Origin of the sequence: Aeromonas sp. 30P, from assembly GCF_051919805.1 — a bacterium.
Classification (GTDB): Bacteria; Pseudomonadota; Gammaproteobacteria; order Enterobacterales; family Aeromonadaceae; genus Aeromonas; species Aeromonas veronii.
The window spans coordinates 3,490,815-3,515,649 of record NZ_JBQBEA010000001.1 but is presented as its reverse complement, the minus strand read 5'-3'; the positions used below and the strand labels follow the sequence as shown (position 1 = coordinate 3,515,649).

24 protein-coding genes and 2 pseudogenes are annotated in these 24,835 nt (G+C 60.7%); 9 read left to right on the top strand and 17 right to left on the bottom strand.

Annotated elements, in window-relative coordinates; translation table 11 throughout:
• The 3 genes from ybeY to miaB are packed head-to-tail and all read right to left on the bottom strand — an operon-like array spanning position 1 to position 2,999.
• A complete protein-coding gene (ybeY, locus tag ACTG2B_RS16300) occupies positions 1-465 on the bottom strand; it encodes an rRNA maturation RNase YbeY (RefSeq protein ID WP_069554113.1) in 465 nt (154 codons plus the stop codon).
• Positions 462-1,511: a PhoH family protein gene (locus tag ACTG2B_RS16295; protein WP_151286092.1), complete on the bottom strand. Its 1,050-nt coding sequence runs from the start codon at positions 1,509-1,511 to the stop codon at positions 462-464. The genes ybeY and ACTG2B_RS16295 overlap by 4 nt, the downstream gene beginning before the upstream one ends.
• A gap of 54 nt (positions 1,512-1,565) precedes the next feature.
• Entirely contained in the window at positions 1,566-2,999 is a 1,434-nt protein-coding gene (gene miaB / locus ACTG2B_RS16290) for a tRNA (N6-isopentenyl adenosine(37)-C2)-methylthiotransferase MiaB (protein ID WP_439996430.1), read from the bottom strand.
• A 265-nt stretch (positions 3,000-3,264) separates the two neighbouring features.
• Here miaB and ACTG2B_RS16285 point away from each other — a divergent pair, with 265 nt between their 5' ends.
• The 4 genes from ACTG2B_RS16285 to ACTG2B_RS16270 all read left to right on the top strand — a co-directional run bounded on the left by ACTG2B_RS16285 (position 3,265) and on the right by ACTG2B_RS16270 (position 6,971).
• Complete coding sequence (locus tag ACTG2B_RS16285) at positions 3,265-4,428, top strand: FAD-dependent oxidoreductase (RefSeq protein WP_236341926.1); 1,164 nt, start codon at positions 3,265-3,267, stop codon at positions 4,426-4,428.
• Between the two features lie 49 nt (positions 4,429-4,477).
• Entirely contained in the window at positions 4,478-5,044 is a 567-nt protein-coding gene (locus ACTG2B_RS16280) for a cysteine hydrolase family protein (RefSeq protein WP_439996428.1), read from the top strand.
• Between the two features lie 132 nt (positions 5,045-5,176).
• Positions 5,177-5,833: an excalibur calcium-binding domain-containing protein gene (locus ACTG2B_RS16275; RefSeq protein WP_439996950.1), complete on the top strand. Its 657-nt coding sequence runs from the start codon at positions 5,177-5,179 to the stop codon at positions 5,831-5,833.
• Positions 5,834-6,032: 199 nt separating this feature from the next.
• Complete coding sequence (locus ACTG2B_RS16270; protein WP_439996426.1) at positions 6,033-6,971, top strand: diguanylate cyclase; 939 nt, start codon at positions 6,033-6,035, stop codon at positions 6,969-6,971.
• Positions 6,972-7,065: 94 nt separating this feature from the next.
• Here ACTG2B_RS16270 and ACTG2B_RS16265 read toward each other — a convergent pair whose 3' ends face one another.
• The gene (locus ACTG2B_RS16265; RefSeq protein ID WP_439996424.1) at positions 7,066-7,974 is read right to left on the bottom strand and encodes a LysR family transcriptional regulator; all 909 of its coding nucleotides are present in this window, start codon (positions 7,972-7,974) and stop codon (positions 7,066-7,068) included.
• Positions 7,975-8,090: 116 nt separating this feature from the next.
• Here ACTG2B_RS16265 and ACTG2B_RS16260 point away from each other — a divergent pair, with 116 nt between their 5' ends.
• Together ACTG2B_RS16260 and ACTG2B_RS16255 are read left to right on the top strand one after the other, a co-directional pair.
• The gene (locus ACTG2B_RS16260; protein WP_139463531.1) at positions 8,091-8,336 is read left to right on the top strand and encodes a hypothetical protein; all 246 of its coding nucleotides are present in this window, start codon (positions 8,091-8,093) and stop codon (positions 8,334-8,336) included.
• A gap of 8 nt (positions 8,337-8,344) precedes the next feature.
• Positions 8,345-8,995 carry an HAD-IA family hydrolase gene (locus ACTG2B_RS16255; RefSeq protein ID WP_439996422.1) on the top strand — a complete coding sequence of 217 codons (651 nt, stop codon included), beginning with the start codon at positions 8,345-8,347 and terminating at the stop codon, positions 8,993-8,995.
• Positions 8,996-9,109: 114 nt separating this feature from the next.
• Here the strand turns inward: ACTG2B_RS16255 and ACTG2B_RS16250 are convergent, their stop codons facing one another.
• A complete protein-coding gene (locus ACTG2B_RS16250; protein WP_265783975.1) occupies positions 9,110-9,712 on the bottom strand; it encodes a nitroreductase family protein in 603 nt (200 codons plus the stop codon).
• A gap of 248 nt (positions 9,713-9,960) precedes the next feature.
• Here ACTG2B_RS16250 and ACTG2B_RS16245 point away from each other — a divergent pair.
• Positions 9,961-11,510 (top strand): annotated as a pseudogene (locus ACTG2B_RS16245) (diguanylate cyclase domain-containing protein).
• A gap of 247 nt (positions 11,511-11,757) precedes the next feature.
• Positions 11,758-12,240 carry a YMGG-like glycine zipper-containing protein gene (locus tag ACTG2B_RS16240; protein WP_005354064.1) on the top strand — a complete coding sequence of 161 codons (483 nt, stop codon included), beginning with the start codon at positions 11,758-11,760 and terminating at the stop codon, positions 12,238-12,240.
• An 80-nt stretch (positions 12,241-12,320) separates the two neighbouring features.
• On the opposite strand, the gene ACTG2B_RS16235 is transcribed toward ACTG2B_RS16240, so the two are convergent.
• The 5 genes from ACTG2B_RS16235 to ACTG2B_RS16215 form a co-directional block, all read right to left on the bottom strand.
• Positions 12,321-13,277, bottom strand: coding sequence for a D-2-hydroxyacid dehydrogenase (locus ACTG2B_RS16235; RefSeq protein ID WP_439996420.1), 957 nt, complete (start codon positions 13,275-13,277; stop codon positions 12,321-12,323).
• 133 nt (positions 13,278-13,410) lie between these two features.
• On the bottom strand, positions 13,411-14,175 hold the full coding sequence (locus tag ACTG2B_RS16230) for a DUF3530 family protein (protein ID WP_160881829.1): 765 nt from the start codon (positions 14,173-14,175) through the stop codon (positions 13,411-13,413).
• A 134-nt stretch (positions 14,176-14,309) separates the two neighbouring features.
• On the bottom strand, positions 14,310-14,876 hold the full coding sequence (gene efp, locus ACTG2B_RS16225; protein WP_005362323.1) for an elongation factor P: 567 nt from the start codon (positions 14,874-14,876) through the stop codon (positions 14,310-14,312).
• 45 nt (positions 14,877-14,921) lie between these two features.
• Positions 14,922-16,118: an elongation factor P maturation arginine rhamnosyltransferase EarP gene (earP, locus tag ACTG2B_RS16220; RefSeq protein WP_429239105.1), complete on the bottom strand. Its 1,197-nt coding sequence runs from the start codon at positions 16,116-16,118 to the stop codon at positions 14,922-14,924.
• Between the two features lie 96 nt (positions 16,119-16,214).
• Positions 16,215-17,258, bottom strand: a complete 1,044-nt coding sequence (locus ACTG2B_RS16215) for a GMP reductase (RefSeq protein WP_439996418.1) — start codon at positions 17,256-17,258, stop codon at positions 16,215-16,217.
• Between the two features lie 381 nt (positions 17,259-17,639).
• On the opposite strand from ACTG2B_RS16215, the gene rloA3 reads away from it, so the two are divergent.
• Positions 17,640-18,134, top strand: a complete 495-nt coding sequence (gene rloA3, locus ACTG2B_RS16210; RefSeq protein ID WP_100653120.1) for a retropepsin-like aspartic peptidase RloA3 — start codon at positions 17,640-17,642, stop codon at positions 18,132-18,134.
• 38 nt (positions 18,135-18,172) lie between these two features.
• Here the strand turns inward: rloA3 and ACTG2B_RS16205 are convergent, their stop codons facing one another.
• The 7 genes and pseudogenes from ACTG2B_RS16205 to ACTG2B_RS16175 form a co-directional block, all read right to left on the bottom strand.
• Positions 18,173-19,609 carry an ATP-binding protein gene (locus tag ACTG2B_RS16205; RefSeq protein ID WP_335811849.1) on the bottom strand — a complete coding sequence of 479 codons (1,437 nt, stop codon included), beginning with the start codon at positions 19,607-19,609 and terminating at the stop codon, positions 18,173-18,175.
• A pseudogene (locus tag ACTG2B_RS16200) lies at positions 19,606-20,291 on the bottom strand (response regulator). The gene ACTG2B_RS16205 and the pseudogene ACTG2B_RS16200 overlap by 4 nt, the downstream one beginning before the upstream one ends.
• 130 nt (positions 20,292-20,421) lie before the next feature.
• Positions 20,422-21,054: a tetratricopeptide repeat protein gene (locus ACTG2B_RS16195; protein WP_203118643.1), complete on the bottom strand. Its 633-nt coding sequence runs from the start codon at positions 21,052-21,054 to the stop codon at positions 20,422-20,424.
• A gap of 1 nt (position 21,055) precedes the next feature.
• Complete coding sequence (locus tag ACTG2B_RS16190; RefSeq protein ID WP_421339225.1) at positions 21,056-21,925, bottom strand: SDR family oxidoreductase; 870 nt, start codon at positions 21,923-21,925, stop codon at positions 21,056-21,058.
• Between the two features lie 42 nt (positions 21,926-21,967).
• A complete protein-coding gene (locus ACTG2B_RS16185; RefSeq protein ID WP_429195825.1) occupies positions 21,968-22,621 on the bottom strand; it encodes a TenA family transcriptional regulator in 654 nt (217 codons plus the stop codon).
• Positions 22,618-24,114: an AMP-dependent synthetase/ligase gene (locus tag ACTG2B_RS16180; protein WP_439996414.1), complete on the bottom strand. Its 1,497-nt coding sequence runs from the start codon at positions 24,112-24,114 to the stop codon at positions 22,618-22,620. The genes ACTG2B_RS16185 and ACTG2B_RS16180 overlap by 4 nt, the downstream gene beginning before the upstream one ends.
• Positions 24,111-24,785 (bottom strand): thermostable hemolysin, encoded by a 675-nt coding sequence (locus ACTG2B_RS16175; protein WP_163129349.1) that lies wholly within the window; start codon positions 24,783-24,785, stop codon positions 24,111-24,113. Before ACTG2B_RS16175 ends, ACTG2B_RS16180 begins: the two co-directional genes overlap by 4 nt.
• Positions 24,786-24,835: the final 50 nt, after the last annotated feature.

Genomic DNA, 24,835 nt, shown 5'->3' with positions numbered 1-24,835 from the left:
TTACTCTTCGTCGTTCAGATAAGGATCGGCAAAACCTAGCTCCTGCATGATGTCGCGCTCAAGCGCTTCCATCTCTTCGGCTTCCTCATCCTCGATATGGTCATAACCTAGCAGATGCAGACTGCCGTGCACAACCATGTGGGCCCAGTGTGCCATGAGGGGCTTGCCCTGCTCCTGTGCTTCCCGTTCTACCACCTGACGGCAGATCACCAGATCGCCGAGCAGCGGCAGCTCCAGACCGGGTGGCGCCTCGAACGGGAAGGAGAGCACGTTGGTGGGCTTGTCCTTGCCGCGATAGGTGAGGTTGAGCTCGTTGCTCTCCGCCTCGTCGACGATACGCACCGTCACTTCAGCCTCCTGCTGAAAGCCGAGAATGGTGCCGTCTAGCCAGCCTTGCAGCTGGGCTTCGGTGGGCAGGCCATCAGTGCTGGCACTGGCCAGTTGCAGATCCAGGGTTACGCTCATTGCTCACTCTCTTTGCTGGCGTTTGTTTGGCCGGCAACCTTCTCGGCGGCCTGTTTGGCGTCGAACGCCTCATAGGCCTGCACGATGCGGGCCACTACCGGGTGGCGAACCACGTCTTTGGACTCGAAGAAGTTGAACGACAGACCATCGACCCCTGGCAGCACTTCCAGCGCGTGGCGCAGGCCGGATTTGGCGTTGCGCGGCAGATCTACCTGGGTGATGTCACCGGTGACCACTGCCTTGGAGTTGAAGCCGATGCGGGTCAGGAACATCTTCATCTGCTCGGTGGTGGTGTTCTGGGCCTCATCGAGAATGATAAAGGCGTCATTGAGGGTTCTTCCGCGCATATAGGCGAGCGGCGCCACCTCGATGATATTGCGCTCCATCAGCTTCTCGACCCGCTCAAAGCCCAGCATCTCGAACAGGGCGTCGTAGAGCGGGCGCAGGTAAGGATCCACCTTCTGGGAGAGATCCCCGGGCAGGAAGCCCAGCTTCTCCCCCGCTTCCACTGCCGGACGGGTCAGCAGAATGCGGCGAATTTCCTGACGCTCCAGCGCATCCACCGCCGCCGCGACCGCCAGATAGGTCTTGCCGGTACCGGCCGGGCCTATGCCGAAGCAGATATCGTGGCGCACGATATTGGCGATGTATTGGGCCTGATTGGGGCTGCGTGGTTTGATGAGACCGCGCTTGGTCTTGACCGTCACCTCCTTGCCATAGGGGATGCTCGGCGTTGGTTCGTCATCCTGCTCCAGCACCCGCGACTCCTGAATGGCCAGATGGACCATGTCGGGGGTGATGTCGGTCACCTTGCCACCCTTGAGGGGCTGGGTTTCCACATAGAGGTGCTTGAGGATGACGGCGGCGGCATCCAGCTGGGCCGGTTTGCCCACCAACTGGAAGTGGCTGTCACGGTAGCTGATCTCGACGCCGAGGCGGCGCTCCAGCTGCTTGATGTTGTCATCGAAGGGGCCGCACAAGCTGGCAAGGCGCTGGTTGTCGGCGGGCTCCAGATGCAGATTCAGGGTCGAGATGTGTCGGCTCAAAATATCCTCGTCTCAAGGCGCTCCCCATCCGCCGGGCGAATGGGGAGGAGGGGATTAATGGGGAGTGAAGGCGGCAACGCCCAGCTCGTCCGGTACGTTATCCGGGCGACGGGCCAGGATTTCGCTCGGGGCGGTGGCGATCCGCAGGTTCATCTCGCTCTCGCCGCGGATGAACTTGCCGCGCAGGGAGTTGGGACGCACCTCGGTGATCTCCACGTCGGCAAAGCCGCCGATCAGGGTGTGCAGGCCTTCGAAGTTGACCACCCGGTTGTTCTCGGTGCGGCCACACAGCTGCATCGGGTCGAGCTTGGAGGGCCCTTCCACCAGGATGCGCTGGGTGGTGCCCAGCATGGCACGGCCAATCTGCATCGCCTGGTTGTTGATGACGTGCTGCAGGCGGGCTAGACGGGCTTTCTTCACTTCCATGTCGACATCGTCTGGCATGTCGGCGGCCGGGGTGCCCGGGCGCGGACTGAAGATGAAGCTGAAGCTCATGTCGAAACCCACATCCTCGATCAACTTCATGGTCGCTTCAAAGTCTTCGTCCGTCTCGTTCGGGAAGCCAACGATGAAGTCGGAGCTGATGGTGATGTCGGGACGGGCGGCACGCAGGCGACGGATCTTGGATTTGTACTCCAGGATGGTGTGCGGGCGCTTCATCATGGTCAGAATACGGTCGGAGCCGCTCTGCACCGGCAGGTGCAGGAAGCTGACCACTTCCGGAGTGTCTTTGTAGACTTCGATGATGTCGTCGGTGAACTCGATCGGGTGGCTGGTGGTGTAGCGAATGCGATCGATACCGTCGATGGCGGCCACCAGACGCAGCAACTCGGCGAAGGTGCAGATGCCGCCATCAAAGGTCGGACCGCGGTAGGCGTTGACGTTCTGGCCGAGCAGGTTCACTTCGCGCACGCCCTGCTGGGCGAGCTGGGCGATTTCGTAGAGCACGTCGTCCAGCGGTCGGCTCACCTCTTCACCGCGGGTGTAGGGCACCACGCAGTAAGTACAGTATTTGGAGCAGCCTTCCATGATGGAGACGAACGCGGTGGCCCCTTCGGCGCGCGGTTCGGGCAGGCTGTCGAATTTTTCGATCTCGGGGAAGGCGATATCAACCTGGGCACCACGGCCCTCTTGCACTTCCTTGATCATGGCGGGCAGGCGATGCAGGGTCTGCGGGCCGAACACGATATCCACATAGGGAGCGCGCTGGCGGATGGCATCGCCCTCCTGAGAGGCAACGCAGCCACCCACGCCGATCACCAGACCGGGCTTGTTGGCCTTGAGCTTTTTCCAGCGTCCCAGCTGGTGGAACACCTTCTCCTGCGCTTTTTCGCGGATGGAGCAGGTATTCAGCAGCAAGACATCTGCCTCTTCGGGCTCTTCGGTAAGGGTGTAGCCATTGCTGGCATCCAACAGGTCGGCCATTTTGGACGAGTCATACTCGTTCATCTGGCAACCCCAGGTTCTAATGTGAAGTTTCTTGCTCATTGCTTCTCTTGACTTGTTTTGAAATCGGCATGGTCAAAGGACCGCGCATTTTACTCCGCAATCTGGATACTGCCTAGCTAATATCCAGCTGGCAATGGTGCTCACCCGATACCTGTTGCCAGCAAGCTCAATAAGCTTTCTCCTTGATTTGACGCAGCAATTCCCCGTTTGTCTCACTGTTTATCAGCCGCCCTTGCGCTATCATGCTGCCATCCGGTTCACGTCCGGGCGCTGTCGCCGGACGCACCCTTTCAGGAATAAATGTATGGAACAGTGTGATATCGCCATCGTCGGCGCCGGCATGGTGGGCGCCGCCACCGCCTGTCTGCTGGCGGCTCAGGGCCTCTCGGTGCGGGTCATCGAGACCCAACTGCCGGAGCATTACGCGCCGGAGCAGCCGCTGGATCTGCGGGTCTCCGCCATCAGTCAGGCCTCGGTGGCGCTGCTGGAGCAGGCCGGTGCCTGGCACCATCTGCAGCAGATGCGGCTCTGCCCCTACCGCCGGCTGGAGACCTGGGAGCTGGACGGTTTTGCCACTCGCTTCAATGCCGCCGATCTCGGTCTGCCCCAGCTCGGCTACATCATCGAAAACCGGTTGGTGCAGCTTGCCCTGCTCAAGCGGATGGAGGATTTTCCCACCATCCAGACCCACACCCCGGCGGCGGTGACCAGCCTGCGCCAGAGTGCGGATGAAGCTGTGCTGACTCTGGATGATGGCACCGAGCTGGCGGCCCGCTGGGTGCTGGCCTGCGATGGTGCCGAATCCCACACCCGCAAGCTGGCCGGTATCGGTGTATCGCGCTTCGAGTACCGCCAGCACTGCATGCTGATCAATATCGACACCGACTTTGCGCAGGAAGATATCACCTGGCAGCAGTTCACCCCGAGTGGCCCGCGCGCCTTCCTGCCGCTACCCGGTCAGCACGGCTCCCTGGTGTGGTATGACAGCCCGGCCCGTATCCGGGTGCTCACTGCCATGAGCAACGAAGGGCTTGCCGCCGAAGTGCGCCGCCACTTTCCGAGTCGGCTCGGCGGGTTCACCGTCACCGGCAAGGGGAGTTTCCCGCTGGTGCGTCGCCACGCCAACGACTATCACATCGGTCGGGTGGTGCTGCTTGGCGATGCTGCCCACACCATCAACCCGCTGGCGGGGCAGGGGGTCAACCTCGGCTTCAAGGATGTGGCCTGCTGGGCTGATCTGCTGCAAGGAGCTGGCGCCGACTGGCATCAGCTGGCGCTGGCCGAGCGTTACGAGCGGCGCCGTCGTCCCGACAACCTGCTGATGCAGTCGGGGATGGATCTCTTCTACGGGGTATTCAGCAACGAGATTGGCCCCCTCAAGCTGGCCCGCAATCTTGCTCTCAATCTGGCGGACAAGGCGGGCCCGCTCAAGGAGATGGCGCTGCGCTATGCACTGGGGCTGGTTTGACAGGTAGAAACCAGATTGCACGGGCTGAATGCGCGAAGGAGCAAAGGTGATGAACAAGGCACTGCTGGTGATCGATTTTATCAACGATATTGCCCATCCCGACGGGCGCATTGCCGCCTCCGCAGCCCATGTGCTGGAGCAGGATGCCATCGCACATGCCAATCAGGTGCTGGCCCATGCCCGTGCCAACGGCTGGCTGGTAGTGCTGATCAAGGTGGGCTTTGACGGCGGCTATCAGCTGCAACCCAAGGGATCTCCCATGTTTGGTCGCGCTCACCAGTTGGGGGCGCTCTCTTTGGCTGACAGCGGCACCGACTTTCATCCTGATCTGGATGTGCAGCCCGGCGATCTGGTGCTGACCAAGCCCAGGGTCAGTCCCTTCTATGGCACGGCGCTGGAGCCTGCGCTGCGGGCCAATCACATCGACCACCTCTATCTGTGCGGGGTGAGCACCAGCTGGGCCATTCAGGCGGCAGCGCGGGATGGTCACGATCGCGACTACGCCATCACCATTCTGGAGGATGCCTGCGCCGCCGCAGATGCCACCGAGCATCACACCTCGCTGCGGATGCTGGGTCGCATCGCCGAGATCATCAAGGTGTCCCAGCTGGCTTGATCCTTAACGCAGGCTGCACCCGATCACCGTGTTGAGATTGACTCTGCGGCCCTCTGTCGGGCCGCAGCGCTTTTGGGCAACATGATTGTCGGGCAATATAGTGCTCACATGGATAACAACAAGGATGGACAGATGCGTTATCAGGGACGGATCGCGAGCTGGAACGAGGCGCGCGGCTTTGGATTTATAACGCCGGAGCAAAATGGCGCCGAGCAGACAATCAATGGATCACGCAGTGCAGGGCTGTTTGTGCATGTTACGGCGCTGCAATCAGATGGCCGCGTGCCCGAGCCGGGGGAGCGTGTCACCTATCTGATCGGCAGTGGCCAGGATGGCAAACCGAGGGCGTTACAGGTCTTTTTCCCCGATCGCCCGCTCACGTTGGCGGGTGTTGTGCCGTCGGCCGCATCATCAGCGGCGCCATCGTTTCGGGCGGCAAGTCAGCCGCCACGACCCACTTCTACCAGAGAGCGGAGTAACCCCTATCGACGTCGCAAGAGCAGCTGGAGTGGCAAATTGATCCCTCTGCTGGTGCTCGTCGGCCTCTTTTCCATCTATTCCCGTTTCTCGGCCGAGTCGATGGCGCCATTGCCGGTCTCCTCTTTCAATCAGGAGGAGGTCAGCACGCCACAGGCAACGACCTTTATTCGCCAGTGTGATGGTCGGCAGCATTGCTCCCAGATGACCTCCTGCGAGGAGGCAACCTGGTTTTTGCAACATTGCCCGAACACCAAAATGGACGGAGAGGGCGATGGCATCCCCTGCGAAAATCAGTGGTGTGGCCATTAAATGTGACTTATCAGATACATATGCTCATGATGTGCTCTTGTTATCCGGAGCAGGGAAACTGGCCTGAAACCTTGCCGGATGGTGTGCGATGGTGAAATTTGGTCTCAGTTGGCTAAGTGGGAATGGGGTGCTTTACTCTATCTGCTGACTTAATTGTTAATAGATGGCGGTATGCCACTTTTGCCACAGGATGGCCACCATGGCGGATGATATACAGACGCGGCAGAGTCACTTCGCCGAGCGAGCCCATCATCTGGCTGCGCTGCTGGATTCGCTGGAAGACCAGATATCGGTGATAGATCGGGATGGCGTGATCCATTACACCAATCTCGCCTGGGATCTGTTTGCCGAGCAAAACGGCATGCCCAAGGGATATAACTGTATTGGGGTCAATTATATGGGGGCTTGTGATGCTGAATCCGAGCCCTCTGGATTGGCTGCCGTGGAGGGGATCCTTCGGGTTATCCGTCATCAGCAGGAGAAGTTCTATCTGGAATACCCCTGCCACAGCCCCGACACCCAGCGCTGGTTTATGATGCGAGTAGCGCCGGTACCCGGGCTTGACGCCGAGTATTTTTCCATCGCCCATATCAATATCACCGAGCGCAAGCTGCTGGAGCTGGAAGTTGCCAGCCTCTCCCAACATGATCCCTTGACCGGGCTGGCCAATCGGCGGCTGTTCAACAGCTTTTTGCATAACGAGTGGCGGCGCAGCATGCGTGAACATACCCCGCTCTCCCTCATCATGCTGGATCTGGATAACTTCAAGGCGTGTAATGACCATCTTGGTCATCAGATGGGGGATGGATCCCTCCAGCTGGTGGGCCATCTTCTGCAATCTTTCTGCCAACGTCCGGCGGATCTGCCCTGCCGTTTTGGTGGTGACGAGTTTGCCCTGATCCTCGGCAATACCGATCGAGATGCGGCCCAGCGGATTGGAGAGGAGATCCGTCAGGCCATCAACGATCTCGACATCGTGGTGGCAAATAATATTCAGCTTAGCGCCAGCATTGGCATTGCTACCTACACGGCAGAGCAACTGCTGGAGGGGGAAGGGGTGTTGCTGGCCGCGGCCGATGCGGCGCTTTATTGCGCTAAGGGGGCGGGTAAAAACCGTAGTCACTGCGCCAGCTGTTGAGCCGCATTGCCGCTTTTGTCCTGCATGCGCCCCCTTGATGGGGGCGCACGGTTTTTTGGTTGGTCACGGTGTTAGCAACCAGCAAGGGTTGGTTTCAGCGCTCGGGTGTGGCCGACACCGGCAGGGGATGGCTGGCGATCACCTGCTTGACGAAGTGATCCCGGATGGGGTCGGCAAAGTCCGGATTCCATACCATGCTGACCTCCCACTCGGAGCTGGGACCAGAGAGGGGATAGAGGGTGACATCGGGCCCTGCGATAAAGCTGACGCTGCGTGGCAGGATGGCATTGCCTATGCCCGCCGCGACCAATGCCACCAGCGTCTGGATATCCTCGGCCTCCTGGACCATGCCGGTCAGCCGATTGGCGCCGAGAAAACCGGCGATCTGCTGGCTGAGCCCGGGGCAGCGGTGGCCCACCATCTGCAACAGGGGTTGACTGGTCAGTGCCTGCTGGACGTCGAATGCGGCCGGGTCTGGTTCGGTCATTCGTGTCGGCACCGCCAGCACCAGCTGGTCGATCAGCAGTCTGTGCTCCTGTAACTGCGGCACCTGAGGTCTGCGCATAAAGCCCAGCTGCAACTGGCCGGAGAGCAACTGCTCTTGCTGGATGGCGGAGGGCATATCCTGCAGATGGACCATCACGTCCGTGACCTGCTGCTTGAAGCGGGCTACCAGCGCAGGGGCCAGCGCGAAACTCGACAGGCCAAACCCAATCTTGAGCCGACCGGCCACGCCACTCGCCACTGCCAGCGCGTGACGTTCAAACTCCCTGCCGTGTTTGACCAGTGCGCTTGCCTGAGTGAGCAGCTGGGCGCCGAGCGCCGTCAGCTCGGCGCCGTGGCGGCCCCGTTTGAACAGGGTGCAGCCCAGCGTCTGCTCCAGCCCCTGGATCTGCTTGGTGAGGGCCGGCTGGGTGATAAAGAGGCGGCTGGCCGCTTCCCGGTAGTTGGCGGTGTCGGCCAGCGTCACAAACGCCTGCAGTTGCCTCAAGTCGAATTTCATTCCAATTGGTTATCCAAAGTGGCGATTTATTGATTATAAATTATCTAATCGCCTTGTTCTAATGGCTCGGCAAGGGGGGAATCGTCCTCCTCTGAACCGGAACAAGGAGCCATATCATGTCCACTCAACGTTATCTTTTTTTGATCAAGGGCAAGCTGGTGCTGGCTCAGCCGTTGGCGGCCCCGGAGACGGGGGAGCTGCTCGCCAGCCTGTTGCAACAGGGGTTTGTGGTCGGCCCGCTGCAGGTGTGGGCAGGCAGCGCCGAACAGGCGCTCGCCTGTTATGAACGTGCCGCCCAGCAGCAGGCCTTTGCCGATGCACTCTCTGGCTCTCTGCCCGAGCTGGCCGGGGTGCCTGTATGAGTGCTGGCATGAACACGATCACCCTGTCGGTATCCGCCCTGCTGCTCGATATGGATGGCACTCTGGTCTGCTCGACCGGCGATGTGGAGAAGGTGTGGCGGCTCTGGTGTCAGCATCATCAGCTGGCCCCCGAGCCGGTGCTGGCGATGTGCCACGGCATGCGCTCGCGAGAGGTGATCCGGGCGCTGGCCCCGCAACTGGATGTCGAGCGGGAGGCGGCGCGGCTCGACGAGCTGGAGATGCTGCATACCGGTGGCGACGCCATCTTTGGGGCTGGCAAGTTGCTGCGCCGCTTGCCGCCAGAGCATTGGGCCATTGTGACCTCCGCCAGCCAGCGGGTTGCCCGCCATCGCCTGAGTTGTGCCGGTTTGCCGCTGCCCAGCGTGCTGGTGGGGGCCGAAGAGGTGGTCAATGGCAAGCCCGATCCCGAGCCCTATTTGCTGGGGGCTGAACGGCTTGGCGCCTCGCCCGATTGTTGTCTGGTGTTCGAGGATGCCCCGGCCGGTATCGAGAGTGCCCTGCGTGCAGGTTGCACCGTGGTGCAGGTAGGAGGCGATGCGCCGCTCAATCCGGCGGTGGTGGCGGTGATCCGCGACTGGCGCGAGGTGAAGGTGGAGTTGGAGGAAGGCGAGTCCCTGCTGGTAAAGCTGCCCGCCTGAGCGGTGGATAGAGCGTATTACGACCGCAGATTGCGGTATGAACCATCGCCATCAACACTGTATGCCGCAATAAAAACGCCCCCGAGATGCGGGGGCGTGTTGCTTTCTCAACGGTTATTTGAAAACACGGAAACGGGTAGCGTCGTCGATAAAGGTCTTGTCACCGGCCGGTTGCTTGATGCTGCCAAAGGGCATCTGGGCACGCAGCAGCCAACTGGCGGGCAGATTCCACTCCTTGCGTACCGCCTCGTCGATCAGCGGGTTGTAGTGCTGCAGGGAGGCGCCGACTTTCTCCTGTGCCAGCGTCGTCCAGACCGCAAACTGGGCGATACCGGTGGCATGTTCCGACCAGATAGGGAAGTTGTCGGCGTAGAGGGCGAATTTTTGCTGCAGATCCTTGATGACGCCGGTGTCTTCGAAGAACAGCACGGTACCGAAGCCTGCGCGGAAGCTGCCATCTACCTTGGCCTCACTCTGGGCGTAGGCATCCGGCGGCACAATCTTTTTCAACTCGGCTTTGACGATATCCCACAGCTTGTGGTGCTGGGCGCCAAACAGGATGACGGCACGGGAGCTCTGGGAGTTGAAGGAGGAGGGGCTGTGCCTGATGGCATCCTGGATCAGGGTCGTCAGCTGCTCCGGCGTGTGGGACACCTGGTCACCCAGGGCATAGATGGTACGACGTGCTTTGATCTGTTCGATAAACGGACTGCTCATAACATCTCCTTGTTCTGCTTGGCGTTGCAGCCGGTGATGGACGGTTTGTCCAGCGCCTGCCGAATCAGGTATAGACTATAACACCCACGATGCAGAGCGGGGTTAACCCGGGGTAACTAGCGTTTTTCCTGTCAGTTGATATTCGTTTGCGAACCTTGACGTTTCGTTAGTGTTGGAAGTGTCATTTAAGGGGCGCGAAAGTGATATTAATCAATGATTCACTCTCCTTTCTCTCCCACAATCCCCGTATGTTTTCTTGGTTCGGATGTGATGTGAGCCGTTCGTATCTCAATAAACGCTACTATGTGCTGGTTCCCCTCTCTGCATTAATTGGTTTGATGATCCTGATAGTGACGATCATCATGGCTATTGCCAGCTATCTGAGGGATATCGACATGACGGTATCCGGTTTCGGCCACATGGCATCCTCCGTTGAAGCGTCCCTGATCCACGAGATGGTGAAGGTCAATGAGCGGCAACTGGCGGTGCTGGAGGCCTCGCTCGACAAGGAGAAGATCGCTCGCGGCGGGCTGGCCGACTCCCCCATCTGGGCCATTGCGCACAAGATCAAACCAGGCAACCACTACATCTACTTTTACAACCTGAACGCGGATCGTATCGACAGCTACCCGGACTGGCTACCGCCCCCCGGTTATCAGGCGGCGCTGCGACCCTGGTATCAGGTGACCACCATGCCGGGCGACGAACTCGTCTGGTTTGGCCCCTACCCTGAATACAATACCAATGAATTGATACTCAGCCTGATCAAACGGGTGCGGGACGATCAGGGGCAACTGCTGGGGCTGCTGATGGTCGACATGTCGTTCGACTCGCTGCAGCAGGCGCTACAGCGGACGGTTGGTGGCAATCAGGCCGCACTCTATCTTACCTTGCGCGACAGCGGCCAGCTGGTGGTGGGCAGCAATATGGATCTGCTGGCAGATCACCCTATCGAGCAGCATCAGGGCCAGCAGTGGCTCGGTCTGGATGTGTTGTGTCATGGCACTTTCCTGAAGCGCGAGCTGGCGGACATTGGCTGGGATCTCAATATCTATCTGCCGCCCGTGCTGTTTCGCAACAGCCTCTATGAGGCGCTGCAGATGGTGGTTTTGCCATTGATCTCCCTGTTTGCCATCTGGTGTTGCACACTGAGTCTGCTGGTGCGGATCTTCCGCCAGGAGCAGGCACTGGTGTCGGGTTCACTGACCGGTATCGTGCGCAATCTGGAGAGTTCTCCCCCATCTCCAAGGCCAATACCTGGTTTGTGCGGCGCAGCCTGAACGAGATCGATCAGGTCAGGGCCAGCTTCCTCAAGGGGCAGGATGCGCTGTTACGGGACCCTCTGACCGGTATCATGAATCGGCGAGCCTTCGAGCAGCACAAGAGCGCGCTGGAGCTGAGGGGGGAGCACTTTTGGCTGCTGCTGTTTGATATTGATCACTTCAAAGGACTCAATGACAGTCGGGGTCATGCCTTCGGCGATCAGGTGCTGTGTCGGGTGGCCAACTGTCTTGCTGATGTGCTGGGGGTGAGCACGGTTTACCGGATTGGTGGCGATGAGTTTGCCGCTCTGCTGCAACAGCCACAGGATGAGCTGGCGGAGAAGCTCAATTGTCTGCTTGAGGTGGTGCGACATCAACAGTGGCGTGAGCACAAGGGGCAGGTCACCTTGAGTATCGGCGGCGCCTGCCATTCACCCGTTGCCGACCCCATCTTCGAGCGTGCTGATGCAGCCCTTTATCGTAGCAAGGAGACAGGCCGGGACTGCTGGCATCTGGCGGATGAGGCTGCTGACTGACAGCTTTTGTCCCAGCGCGGCGGGTCTGTGCCGGGACACGACAACCAGATTGTGGGTCACCCTGCCGTAATAGTTTGGCTTTTTGGTGATTTTAATCTTTAAATTCAATTGCTTGATTTTACTCTTCCATTCTGGGCGGTGGCCGTGCGGCCATTGACTGTCGCATCCCTCATTTCTGCTGGCTGGCGAACCCCGTGGCACTTTGTATAGTGCCGCTGAATATTAATCAGGTTTGACAGGAGTACCCATGGAGATGAATTCGCGTGCTCTTCGCGCACTGGCATTGCTGGGCGCCTTGCTGGCTGGCAGCACGACCGTGCACGCCTCCGAGACCCTCAATACCATTTTGGGTGGCGGAGCAGGCGGGGTGGCGGGCACCATGATCGGCAAGGAGCTGGGGGGTGATACCGGTGCGCTGGTGGGAGCGGCATTGGGCGGCGCAGCTGGTGGTGCGGCGACGGCCAACAAGGGCAACAAGAATGAAGCGGCCCTTGGCGGTGCGGTGGGGGCGCTGGGCGGTGCCGCTATCGGCAAGAGTGTTGGTGGCGATACCGGTCAGCTGATCGGCGCCGGGGTCGGCGGGGCGAGTGGTTCGGCCATCGGTGCCAAGACTGGCGATGGCCACAAGAGCCAGGATCGCTATTACGATGATGACGATGATCATCACCATCACAAGCACCACAAGAAGTACAAAAAGCACAAGAAGCACAGATGGCATGACGACGATTGATGTGCGCGCAGTGAGTGCGAAAGATGCAAAACGGGGCCTGTTGGTCCCGTTGTGCATTGTGTGGTGACTCGATCGTGCAGTCACACCAGCCGGTGCTGGCGGCGACCGGCGGCAAAGGCGTTGATGTTGTCGATCAGCTGATCGGCCAGTCGCTGCATCGACTCTTCGCTGGCCCAGGCCACATGAGGGGTCAGAATGAAGTGAGGGTATTGCAGCGCCTTCATCAAGGGATGGTCGGGAGGCGGCGGTTCGACACTCGCCACATCGAAACCGGCGCCACCGAGGCGGCCGTTGGCCAGCGCTTGCAGCAGCGCCTCCTCATCCACCAGACCGCCGCGGCCGACGTTGATCAGCAGGGCGCCCGGTTTCATCAGATCCAGCTCCCGCTCGCCAATCAGGTTGCGGGTGTAGGGGGTGAGCGGGCAGTGCAGGCTGATGACGTCCGAGCTTTGCAGCAACTCGTCGAGGGGCAAGCGATCCTCGTCGTGACTGGCGCCGACCTGGCTCTGGGCGTAACGCACTGTCATCCCCATCCCTTGGGCCCGCTCGCCGAGCGCCTGTCCGAGCGTTCCTTTGCCGATGATGCCAAGCTGCTTGCCATGCAGATCCATGATGTTGTGGTCGAAGAAGCAGAACTGGCCGCTCTGTTGCCAGCGCCCCTCCAGCAGCGACTGGCGCCAGCAGAAGAGGTTGCGCGACAGGGCCAGCATCAGCGCCATGGCGTGCTCCGGCACCGAGGGACCCGAGTAGTTGCGGATATTGCACACCCCGACGTTGGCGGCGCGGCACGCTTCCAGGTCCACGTTGTCGCTGCCGGTGGCGGCCAGGGCGATGAGTTTGAGCTCAGGCAGCTGGGCCAGTTCGGCGGCGCCGATCCGTACCTTGTTGATGATGGCGATGCTGGCATCTTTGAGCCGTTCCACCACCTGTTCCGGGGTAGTACTTGAATAGCTCTGCCAGTGGTGGGGGAAGTCGGGGTGATGCAGGGTGATGCCCGCATCCAGGGTATCGCTGTCGAGAAACACAATCTGCTGCATGGGCCTTCCTGCCATTGTTCAGGTTCGAGAGGCCATGATGCCAAAGAGGATGCAGTCAGGGCCAGCCTGCCGCTGTGTCATGGCTGGGCTTTATCCGGCAGATGTGATGTTGCGCGCGCTTTGTGGCCCGAGGTCAGAGCCAGCCCAGATGGTTGAGCCAGCCCTGAATGCGGGTGGGGGTTTCGCCCAGTTCCATCAGGGCGTAAGGACGATAGTTGAGCTTGTGGCTGCGTCGGCTCTCGGTCTGGCGTGCTTCGGCCGCCAGCAGGGGCCAGCGACCGCCATCCTCCTGATAGAGGTCCAGGGTGGGGATGGCCGCCTGAGCCACCTGTTTGGCCAGGGTCTGGTTGCTCTGCTGATTGGGGAAGAAGCCATCGAGCAGCACCAGCGCGTCGGGGGCGGGCAACTGTTCGCTGGCGATGAGGTTGGCAGTCCAGGCGGCGCCGGTACCTTGCGCCAGGATCAGCTTGAAGCCCCCCTCCTGCAGCTTGGCATCGGCCAGCTTGCTGATCCGCTCGGCAAACTGCTTGCGAAACTCATCGCTGTTTTTCGCTTTTTTCTCGGCGGCTGGGTCCAGTTCGGTCTGTTGGGGGGAGGGCAGCAGCAGCAGGGTATCAAAGCCCAGTCGGCCGAGGGCGCGAGTCAGTTGCCAGAGCTGGCCGCTGCGCTGCCAGTCGGGCAGTAAAATGGCGAGCCCCAGATAGTTTTCACTGTCGTGTTTGGCGAACAGCACCGTCTGCTTGTCGATCTGGGTGGCATCGGGTAGCCCTTTCCAGTCGCTGGCTTGCCAATGGTCGAGGGGCATTGGTTCGGCAACGGGGGGCGCAACCTCGCTCGCCTCTGCCCCATGGCCAGCCAGCAAGGTCAATAACAGCAGTGATAAGGATAATCTGGCCATAGTGTGCTCCCCCGGTTATCTGGGTTAGCGGCGGCGGTGGGATTTTCTGAAGGAGGTTGGCGTTACAGCTGCGAACAGGCAATAAAAAAGCGAGCCGGTGGCTCGCTTTTTTGCTATCAATTCAAAGCGGTCAATTAGTTGACGCGACGCTTGAATTCACCGGTGCGGGTATCGATTTCGATCTTGTCACCGATCTCTACGAAAGCGGCAACAGCCAGCTCGTAGGTAGTGCCTTTCAGACGGGCAGGCTTGGTCACTTTACCGGAGGTGTCGCCACGGGCAGCCGGCTCGGTGTACTCAACTTCGCGCACGATGGTGGTCGGCAGTTCTACGGAGATGGCTTTCTCGTTGTAGAAAGTCACTTCGCAGATGTCTTCCATGCCGTCTACCAGGTAGTTCAGCACGTCACCCAGGTTGTCTTTCTCTACGTCGTACTGGTTGTACTCGGTGTCCATAAAGACATACAGGGGGTCGGAGAAGTAGGAGTAGGTGCACTCTTTACGTTCCAGCTGAACAACGTCCAGCTTGTCGTCGGCCTTGAAGACGGTCTCGGTAGCGCTGCCGTTCAGCAGGCCCTTCAGCTTCATTTTGACCACGGCGGAGTTACGGCCGGATTTGTTGAATTCAGCCTTCTGAACCACCATCGGCTCGGTGCCGATCATGACTACGTTACCAGCGCGGATTTCCTGTGCGGTTTTCATGTAAAAAATTCCTGTTCGTGAAACGGACGGATAAAAACTGCCAGATTATATACGGCTTTCTAAAAATTTCACCAACCGTGTGACGAGATCCCCATCCCGGAGCAACTTCTGTGACCAGCTTCGCCCATGTTGCTGCCAAATGGCGCTATATCGTGGCCATTGGCCCCAAAGTTCGCGGCAATCTTCGCCACGATTGAGAGCCAGATTAAAGCGGCGCAGCCATTGAGCACATTCGGCGGGCAGATCGGCAAGATAGTGGTCAAGGAACTGCTCCAGCTTGACCAGATGAGCCTCCTCCTCCTGTTGGTAGATATGCCAGAGGAAAGGACGAGCCGCCCACTGGGCCCGCACGAAGGAGTCCTCCCCACGCACCAGATTGAGATCGCAGCTCCACAGCAGTCGATCGTAGCCAGCCTGATCTGTCATCGGCAGCAGCTTGATGGTGAGGTTGCCCGAGTGGAGCAGATCCCCCGCTTTGGCTGCAGGGATGGCATCAGTCAGACCGGCACCGGTGAGCACATCGTTGAGGGAGCGCCCCAGCGGCAGCAGCAGGGTGACGGGGGTGGCGCTCTGGCACCAGCTCTCGACCAGACTCTTCAGCGCATCGCTCTCGTAGGTAAAGAGGCTGACCCGCAGCTCGTTCTCTTGTTTTGGCGGCAAACCGAGGCTGGCCCAGTAGTCTGCCAGTCCCGCTTCATCTTGTTGCCACTGCTCCCGTTCGGCGATCAGGTCGTGCTCGCACAAAAGGCCGCCGGTTTTAGCGGTAAAGCCCGGGAAGAAGAAGTATTTATTGAGGCTTTTATTGCCAACCCGCTGGGGCGAGGCGAGGCCGTGGCAATCCTCTACCCAGCTCTCTGCCGAGAGGTATTCCAGATTGAGCCAGCATGGGGGGCTGGGTTGGCTCGCCATCAACTCTATGAAGGGGGCGGGCAGTTCACAGGCAAAGGCCTCGATCACCACCTTGGCCGGGGTCATGTCGCTCGGCAGGGTCTCATGCCAGTGCTGGATATAGATGCCATTGACCCACTGGCCATCCTGCGCCGGGTCGAGCCCCGGACAGATGCGGGCAAAGCTTGCCAAATCGTCCACCCAGAGCCGCACCTGAACCTCATTACTAGGTGCCGCAATATTCCCCTCCCGTTTTAGTTGGCGGGCTAGTCGCCAGGTGACGCCGATGTCGCCGAAGTTGTCGACGACGCAGCAGAAGATGTCCCAGTCAAACGGGGGCAGGGGAGTTGTCATGGCTCGGGATCCCAGATGCAAAAAAACCGGTGCGCAGGGTAGCACACCGGTTGACTGGCTTCTAACCGTCAGCGCGTGACGGCGGTCTGTGGCAGGTTACTCCTTGCCGTAGACGTTGTTCTCTTGCTCACGAACCCGGATAAAGGTGGTGCGTTTGGTGAGCTCTTTCAGCTGGCTGGCGCCCACGTAGGTACAGGTGGAGCGCACGCCGCCCAGAATGTCGCGCACGGCGTTCTCGACCGGGCCGCGGTAGGGCAGCAGCACGGTTTTACCCTCGGAGGCGCGGTATTCCGCGACGCCGCCGGCGTGCTTGTCCATGGCGCTGGAGGAGCTCATGCCGTAGAACTTCATGAAGGGTTCGCCGTCTACATCGACGATCTCGCCACCGCACTCCTCGTGGGCTGCCAGCATGCCACCCAGCATGACGAAGTCGGCGCCACCGCCGAAGGCTTTGGCGACGTCGCCCGGGCAGGTGCAGCCGCCGTCACCGACGATTTGGCCGCCGAGGCCGTGGGCCGCATCGGCACACTCGATGATGGCGGAGAGCTGCGGATAACCGACGCCGGTCTTGACGCGAGTGGTACAGACGGAGCCCGGGCCGATGCCAACCTTGACGATGTCGGCGCCGGAGAGGATCAGCTCTTCGACCATCTCGCCGGTCACCACGTTGCCCGCCAGAATGACGTGGTTGGGGCAGGCTTCACGAATTTTGCGCACGAACTCGACGAAGTGTTCGGAGTAGCCGTTGGCCACATCGATACAGATGAAGCGCAGCGCTTCGGACATGGCGAGGATCTGGCGGGTCTTGGCGAAGTCTTCAGCCGAGGTGCCGGTGGAGACCATCACATGGCCCAGCAGTGCCGGATCGGTCTCGTTGACGAAAGCTTGCCACTGCTCAAGGCTGTAGTGCTTGTGTACCGCGGTCATCATCTCGAAACCGGCCAGCGTGCGCGCCATGGCGAAGCTGCCGACGGTATCCATGTTGGCGGCGATGACGGGTACGCCTTGCCATTGGGTCTGAGTGTGTTTGAAGGTGAACTGACGGGTCAGGCTTACTTGGGAACGGCTCTTGAGAGTAGAGCGCTTGGGGCGGAACAGGACATCCTTGAAACCGAGCTTCAAGTCTTCTTCGATACGCATTACAAATTCCTTATTGAGCCTTGTTGAAAGTCACTTTTGCAGTGGCAAATTTTCGGCAGGCGCAAAAAAACCGGTGGTTTTCAGGCCCTCCGGTTTACAACAGTGTAGGCAAAAATCCCTTCAGAACAAGACTGATAATATGTAAATCCTTGTGGTAGCCTTTGGCGTCACAACCTGAGGTTAACCACCAGCTTCATCCAGCACCGTTCGGTGCCTTGCTCTCCTTCGATATTCCCGCCCGCTTGGGCCGCCGTTCGGCCACTCTTTGTCGTCTCTCTCCTGACCCGCCAGATATTATCCAAGTAGCTGAAATAAATCGGATTGACCCACAATGGGACTGTGGTAGATCTGGGCGCAGGATTGACAAGGCAGGGCAGTAAAATGGGCAAGATGATGGTGGGGATCGCCTTGATGCTGGCACTGTGTGGCAGTGCGCTGGCTGAGACCCCGACCAGCTATGGCTGGATCGAGAAGGGGCTTATTTTGCCTACCGGCGTGGCGGTGAAGATGAAGCTCGACACCGGGGCGCTCACCTCTTCCCTCGATGCACGCTCCATCACCAGATTCAAACGGGATGGCAAGCCCTGGGTGCGCTTCATGCTGGTGGTGACCGATGCCGACAGCGGCAAGCTGGTCAAACAGCAGTTCGAGCGGCGGGTCGAGCGCAGCGTGACGGTGCGCGGGGCGGGCGGCATGGAGCAGCGGCCAACGGTGACCATGTCCATCTGTCTGGGGGACAAGGTGTATGAGGAGTGGTTCACCCTGCGGGATCGCAGCAAGATGATCTATCCGGTGCTGCTGGGCCGACGTCTGCTGGCGGAGCTGGGCCCGGTGGACTCCAGTCGAACCTTTACCGTGCAGCCAGATTGTCATTGAAAGTAAAGAGCCCGCATCGCGGGCTCTTTACTTATCGCTTATCTTGCCGGCGGCAGCGGGAGTAACACGCTCACCTCCAGTCCCCCTTCCGGTCGGTTGTGGACATCGAGGTCGGCGCCGTGCAACTGGGCGATGCGTGAGACGATGGCCATGCCAAGGCCGACGCCATCCCCCTGCTGGGGATTGACCCGAAAGAAGCGTTCATACAGCCGGGGCAAGGCGCTGGCGGGAATGCCGGGGCCGTTGTCGCTCACATCCACCCTCACCCGGTTGCCCTCTCGCAGTACCCGCACCCTGATCTCGCCCTCCGGCTGGGTGTAGCGCAGCGCATTGTCGATCAGGTTGCTGAACAGCAGTTCGAGCAGGGTGGCCTGCCCCATCACCAGCTGCGGCAATTCACACTCCAGCGACAGTTGCTGATCCTTCTTGAGCGCTATAGGAGCAAGCGTTGCCAGGGTGCCTTGCAGCAGGTGGCCCACCTCCAGCTCGGTCAATACCAGCCCCTGTTGGTTGTCGATACGGGCCTGGGTCAGCAGTTGGCGGATCAGCCGATCGCTGCGGTCGAGGGCCTGCAGCATCTTGTGCAGGGATTGCTGGCGGCTCACTTCATCTTCGGCAGCCAGGGCATTTTCACTGTGGATCCGCAGCACCGCCAGCGGGGTGCGCAGCTCGTGGGCCGCCTCGTTGGTAAACTGTTTCTCCCGCTCTATGGTCTCCGCCAGCGCCTGCATCAGCCGGTTGATCTCGTTGGTGAGGGGGGTCAGCTCCTGAGCGCTTATCTTGAGGCTGAGCGGGCTCAGGTTGGCGGGGTGACGTTCACTGATGGCCTGGGCCAGCTGACGCAGGGGGGCCAGCCCGCGGGTGATGAGCCACCAGAGCAGGGCCAGCAGGAACGGCAGGGTGATCAGCAGCGGCAGCATGGTGAGGGTGGCCATCTTGCTGGCCAGTTCGCTGCGCTCGTCGTCCCGCTCGGCCACCACCAGCCAGGTCTGCTCCTGCTGGTTGTAGAGAGTGAAGGTGCGCCACTGGTGATTATCTTTTTCGACCGTGTCGAAGCCGATGGCCAGGGTGACCAGCGGCTGCTCCGGGGCGCTGGGGGCGCGCAGCAGCAGGCCGCCTTTCTCATCGAGCAGCTGGAAGTAGAGATTGCGTTCGAACTCGTGGCCGTAGGGGGTGATTTCCCGATCCTCGCCGGTCAGGTTGAGGCTGGGGTCTTTTTGCCACTCATCGGGATTTTGCGCCTCCCACTCCTGATAGACGGTGCCGTTGGCGGGCAGTTGCCCCTGCTGGGCCATGTAGCGAGCCAGCAGCTGATTGGTGATGCGGGCCGACTGGGCGAGGCGGGCATCAAACAGCTCCTCCATTTCGTGGCTCGCCTCCATGTACCCAATAAAGGCGCTGATGGTAAGACTCAGGCTCACCAGCGTCAGGATACCGGTGAGCAGAAAGCGGCGAATGGAGCGGGGACGTTTCATCGTGCGGGTGTCCGGCTTGGCTGTTCGAGCTGGGGAATGATGTAGCCGACCCCGCGAATATTGCGGATGAGGTCGCTGTAGAACTTCTTGCGCAGATGGTGGATATGCACCTCTACCGCGTTGCTCTCGGCCCCTTCATCCCAGCCGTAGAGGCTCTGTTGCAGCTGATCCTTGCTCAGCACCCGGCCGCTCTGGCTGATCAGCTCCTGCAGCAACTTGTATTCATGGGGGTGAGTTTGACCGCCTCCCCCTGATAGGTGACCTGCTGGGATTCGGGATAGATGAGGATGTCGCCATACTCCAGTATCGCCTGTGCCTGCCCCTTGCTGCGGCGAACCAGGGCGCGCAGACGGGCGTTGAGCTCCTGCAGGGCGAAGGGCTTGACCATGTAGTCGTCGGAGCCGGCATCGAGACCGACCACCCGATCGTCCAGCGCATCGCGGGCGGTGAGGATCAGCACCGGCAGCTGGTGGCCCTCTCGCCGCAACTTGCGCAGCAGGCTGAGGCCATCGATGTCGGGCAGGTTGAGATCGAGGATCAGGGCGGCGAACTCGTCGCTCTTGAGGGCTGCCAGAGCGGGCAACCCCTGTTGCAGCCAGTCCACCGTGTAGCCGCTATGGCGCAGTGCATCCTGCATACCATCCCCCAGCATCACATCATCTTCCACCAGCAGGATCCGCATTCTTTTCTCCCTGTTTGTTGGGTGTGGCGATCTGGCTCAGCGCCAGGGCGTGCCGTGGCATAAACAACCCTGCCCACCAGTATGCAAGCTGGTGGGCAGAGTTTAAATAGTTCTTTGATCCATCAGGGTTTTATAGCTTGGCCAGCCGATCGCGGATCTCCATTCTGCGCCCTTCATCGGCCACTTCGCGACCCGGGCGGGCCGGGGCGGCCAGCGCCTTGTCGAGATAGGTTTTGGCCTCGGCCTTGCGACCCTGATCCAGCAGGAAGTCGCCATAGAAGAAGTTGGGGTCTATGCCATCCGGATTGATGGCCAGCGCCTGCTTGAGCAGCTGCTCTGCCTTTTCGTCATCGCCAAAGCCGACCGGCCAGCCGGGCACCTGATAGTAGAGGGAGCCCAGACTTGTGTAGGCAGAGCCATCCAGCGCCTTGGGATCTTGCTTGAGCGCCAGCTCCAGCTTGGCTTTGGCCTCTTTCACCAGCCCCAGCGCTCCCAGCCCGCCCTTGGCGCCAGCCCAGGTGCTCTTGACGATGGCCGACCAGATCAGCAGATCGGCGCGAAAGGGCTCCTTGGCGCTGGCCGCTTCGGCCCGGGTGCTCAGGGTTTCGAGGCAGCTCTCTTTCGCCTTGCCGGTCTGTTGATACTGGCAGACGGCCCACTGTTGCTGGATGGGGACGAGGGCATCACCCGCGGCCATGACCGAGGAGGACCCCAGCAGGATGGCGATGGCACAAGAGGTCACTGATTGACGGAAAAAGTTCATATTAATGCTCCTTCTTGGTCGGGATCGGGCGGGACAAGTCTGGTTGTGGCGCACTGTTTGCGCCGGCATCAGCCGTCCTTGGCTGAAGATGACGGGCATAACGTTTGATGATCGGCAGCTGTCTGGCCAGCGCCTTGTCGACAATGCCGGGCAGCAGGGCGTTGAGCCGCACGAACAGTTTTTCCGGCCAGCCGAGCCAGCTGCGGCGGGTTTCGTTGCACAGGGCGATGACAGCCTCTTCGGCCACCTCCTGCGGGCTGTCGGTCTGGGTGCCGAGCGCTGCATTCATCTCGTAAGCCGCTTCGGAATTGAGTTTGGTGCGGGTGGCGCGGGGGGCAAAGTGCAGCACCTTGATGCCGCTCCCCTCCAGCTCCCGTCCCAGCGCTTCGCTAAAGCCGCGCAGGGCAAATTTGCTGGCGCAGTAGACGCTGTAACCGGGGTAGCCGATGCTGCCCAGGCTCGACCCCATGTTCATGATGATCCCCGGCTTGCGCATGGTTGGCAGCAGGGCACGGGTGAGCTGGATGGGCGCCTCGATATTGAGCAGCAGCTGGCGCTCCACTTGCTCGAAGCTCTGATCTTCCAGCCAGGCAAACTGGTTGCAGCCAGCGTTGTTGATCAGGATGTCGATCCCGTCCTCCAGCGCAGGGTGTTGCAACAGCTTGGCCCGATCCTGCGCAGAGCCGAGGTCGGCGAGCACCACCTGATGGCGCTCGGGATGAGGCAGTGACTTGCACAGCCGCTCCAGTGCCGGGCCGCGACGACCGTGCAGCAGCAGGTGTGCCCCCTGGGCCGCCAGCTCCTGCGCCAGCTCCTCACCTATGCCACCGCTGGCGCCGGTGAGCAGCACGAGTTTTCCTTCAAGGTTCATGGTGTGGGTTCCCTTTTTGCTGTCTGCTGATCTGCTGCCGACTTACGGTGTGGCGGTGAGGTTGTAGAGCATCTCGCCATAGAGGCGGTAGACCACCTTGGCCCCGTGGAGGATGGCGGCCTGATCCGCCGGACTCTCGACCTTATCCATCAAGGATTCAAAGAACTTGAGGTGCTCCTGATCCAGGGCGCCGTGGGAACTCAGGTAGCTCATCGCCTGGGGTGGCAGGCCGAGACCCTTTTTCAGCTGGTCGGCGACGGTGAGGGCGATGGCCACGCTGGTGCCTTCCAGCACCTGTACCATGCCGAAGAAGCCCATGGGGTTGCCGCGCTGGATCTGGTCGTAGAGGAAGGCCACCATCAGCTCGATGGGCAGCCCGGGCTGGCCGTGGCGCACCGCCTCGGCATCACCGCCACAGGCGCGGATATCGTTGAGGATCCACTCCTGATGGCCATACTCCTCGTCGATGTACTCGGCAAGGGCGCCACGCACCCACTCGTACTCCTGACCCAGCTTGCCACCGGTTGCCATCAGCAGCGGAACTGTGTGGCGCACGTGGTAGTAAGCCTGTGCCAGAAAGGCGAGATAGGTGTCACGGCTGATATCGCCACGGCGACAGGCTTCGATAATGGGGGCGTTGAACAGATGCTCACGCTCCTGAGCAGTGGCTTGTTGCAGAGTCTGGTAGAAGCTCATGACGATTCTCCTGTAAGGCATTGGCTGATTTGCCGGGAAAAGTGTTGGTAAATCTCGTTGCGACGGGGGCGCCCGTTGGCGGTCAGCAGGCCGGGATGCTGGTCGAGTGCCACCGGCAACCAGTGGTGCAGGCGGGCATAATCGGGCAGCCGCTGGTTCAGACCGGCGATCTGGCGGGGCAGATCCGCCTCTTTCCCCGGCAGGGGCTGGATTAGCGCCACGTTGGCGGGCTGACCATCACCAAAGACCACGATGCGGGCGATGGCGGGGCAGAGCTGTGCTTCGGCCTCCACCCACTCTGGGGAGAAGTTGCGGCCAAAGGCGGTGATCTGGACATTCTTCTTGCGCCCGGTGATATGGAGGTAGCCCTCATCATCAAGATGACCCAGATCGCCTGTGGCGATCTGCGTGGCAGAAGGTTCGCCAGTGGCAATCTGTTCGGGAGTCGGTTCGTTGCTGCCGAGATAGCCCAGCATGGCACTGCCGCTCACCATAATTTCGCCGTCGCTGGCGATGGTGACCCGGGTGTGGGGCAGGGGGCGGCCGACGCTGCCGGGCTTGTCAGCATCCGGGCTGTTGAGCGCCACCACGGAGCCGCACTCCGAGAGGCCATATCCCTCATACACCGGCAGGCCGAGCTGACGGGCGTGTTTGATCAGGTCGGGTGCTACTTTGCCGCCACCGACGGCAATAAAGCGCAGGCTCTTGAGCTGCTGGGCCAGCGTCGGTGTGCTGGTGCAGAGCCCCAGCAGCAGGCGCAGCAGTTCGGGCACCAGCACCAGACTGTGGGTCGGCCAACGCAGCAGGGCCTCCCCCAGCATGGTTGGATTGAGCGAACTGGAGCCGGTGAAGCCGAGCTCCCCGAGAGATGGAATGCGGCTGCAGGCACCGGTCAGCAGCGGCACATAGAGGCCGGTGAGGTTCTCAAGCAGGGTCGCCAGCGGCAGCAGGGTCAGGTGTTTTTCCACCTTGGCTGGCGCGACATGCTCGGCCAGCGATTCGCACACCGCCATCATGCTGGCCAGCGAGAGGCAGACCCCTTTGGGCTGGCCCGTGGTGCCGGAGGTGTAGGTGATCTTGGCAGTGCCCTGTGGCAATGCCGGGAGGGTTGCCGGTGTGCGGCGCCAGAGCGGCAGTTCGCCGCTGACCAGCAAGAGCGGTTCGGCGGCGTGCCACCCCTGATGAGCCGGGCCAACCAGCGCATCGGCGCCGCTGCTCTCCAGCAGCCAATCTTGCTGCTCAAGGCTGAAGAAGTGGGGTACCGGTATGACCACGATCCCGGCTTTGGTGCAGGCCAGATCCATCAGCGCCCAGGGCAGGCCGTTGTCCAGTTGCAGCGCCAGACGGCTGATGTCGAGCTGTTGCAGCTGGCTGGCCAGACGCTGGATCTGTTGCCACAGGGTCTGGTAATCGAGGCGCTGCTGGCTGCTCAACAGCGCAGGGGATTGCGGATTCTCGCGGGCATGTTTGGCGATGGCGTCGAACAGGCTCATTGGGCGCACCTTTTTTGATGGGTCTGGTTATCACTGCTCTTGCCGGCATCCTCAAACAGGGTCGGCATGGGGGCCAGCAGATTGAGCAGCAGGCTGCGCTGGGCGAGCACCTCGCGCCCCTGATTGATGTCACCCACCATCACCTTGGGTTGGCAGCGGTAGTACTCACCCCAGGCGTCGGCGTCGGCCCCCACCTGATGAGCCTGGGCGGGGGCCAGCTCCACCGGGTTGAGTTGCAGTCGGGCAAAGCTGTTGCGCAGCTTGGCCGTGCCGGTAAAGACCACGTAGTCGAGGGCGTTTTCACACAGCAGACGACACAGGGCCGCGAACATCAGGCGGGCATTGCCTGGTTCGCTGCAGGCCAGATTGCCCACTTCGATAATCCGATTGCGTGCTGGGTAGACCCCGAGGCGGGTGTTGATGGCGGCCTCGATGGGTTGCTCCAGATACTGTTCCAGATAGAGAGGCCCCTCACTGGCATGATTGAGACCACAGGCACCGACCAGCGTCCCGTCCGCCCGATATAGCCCCAGCAGACAGGGGAGAAAATGGGGGATGCGGGCGTTGAATTCGAGGGTGTAGGCGGCCTGGATATAGGTTTGCAGCGCCATGACCTGCTGCGGGGACTTGGCTAGCAGCAATCGGTAGGGGGCCTGGATCTCGATGGTCATGGGTGACTCCTTCTCTTGCGATGGTTTGAGAGTAAAAGGGCAAACTTAAG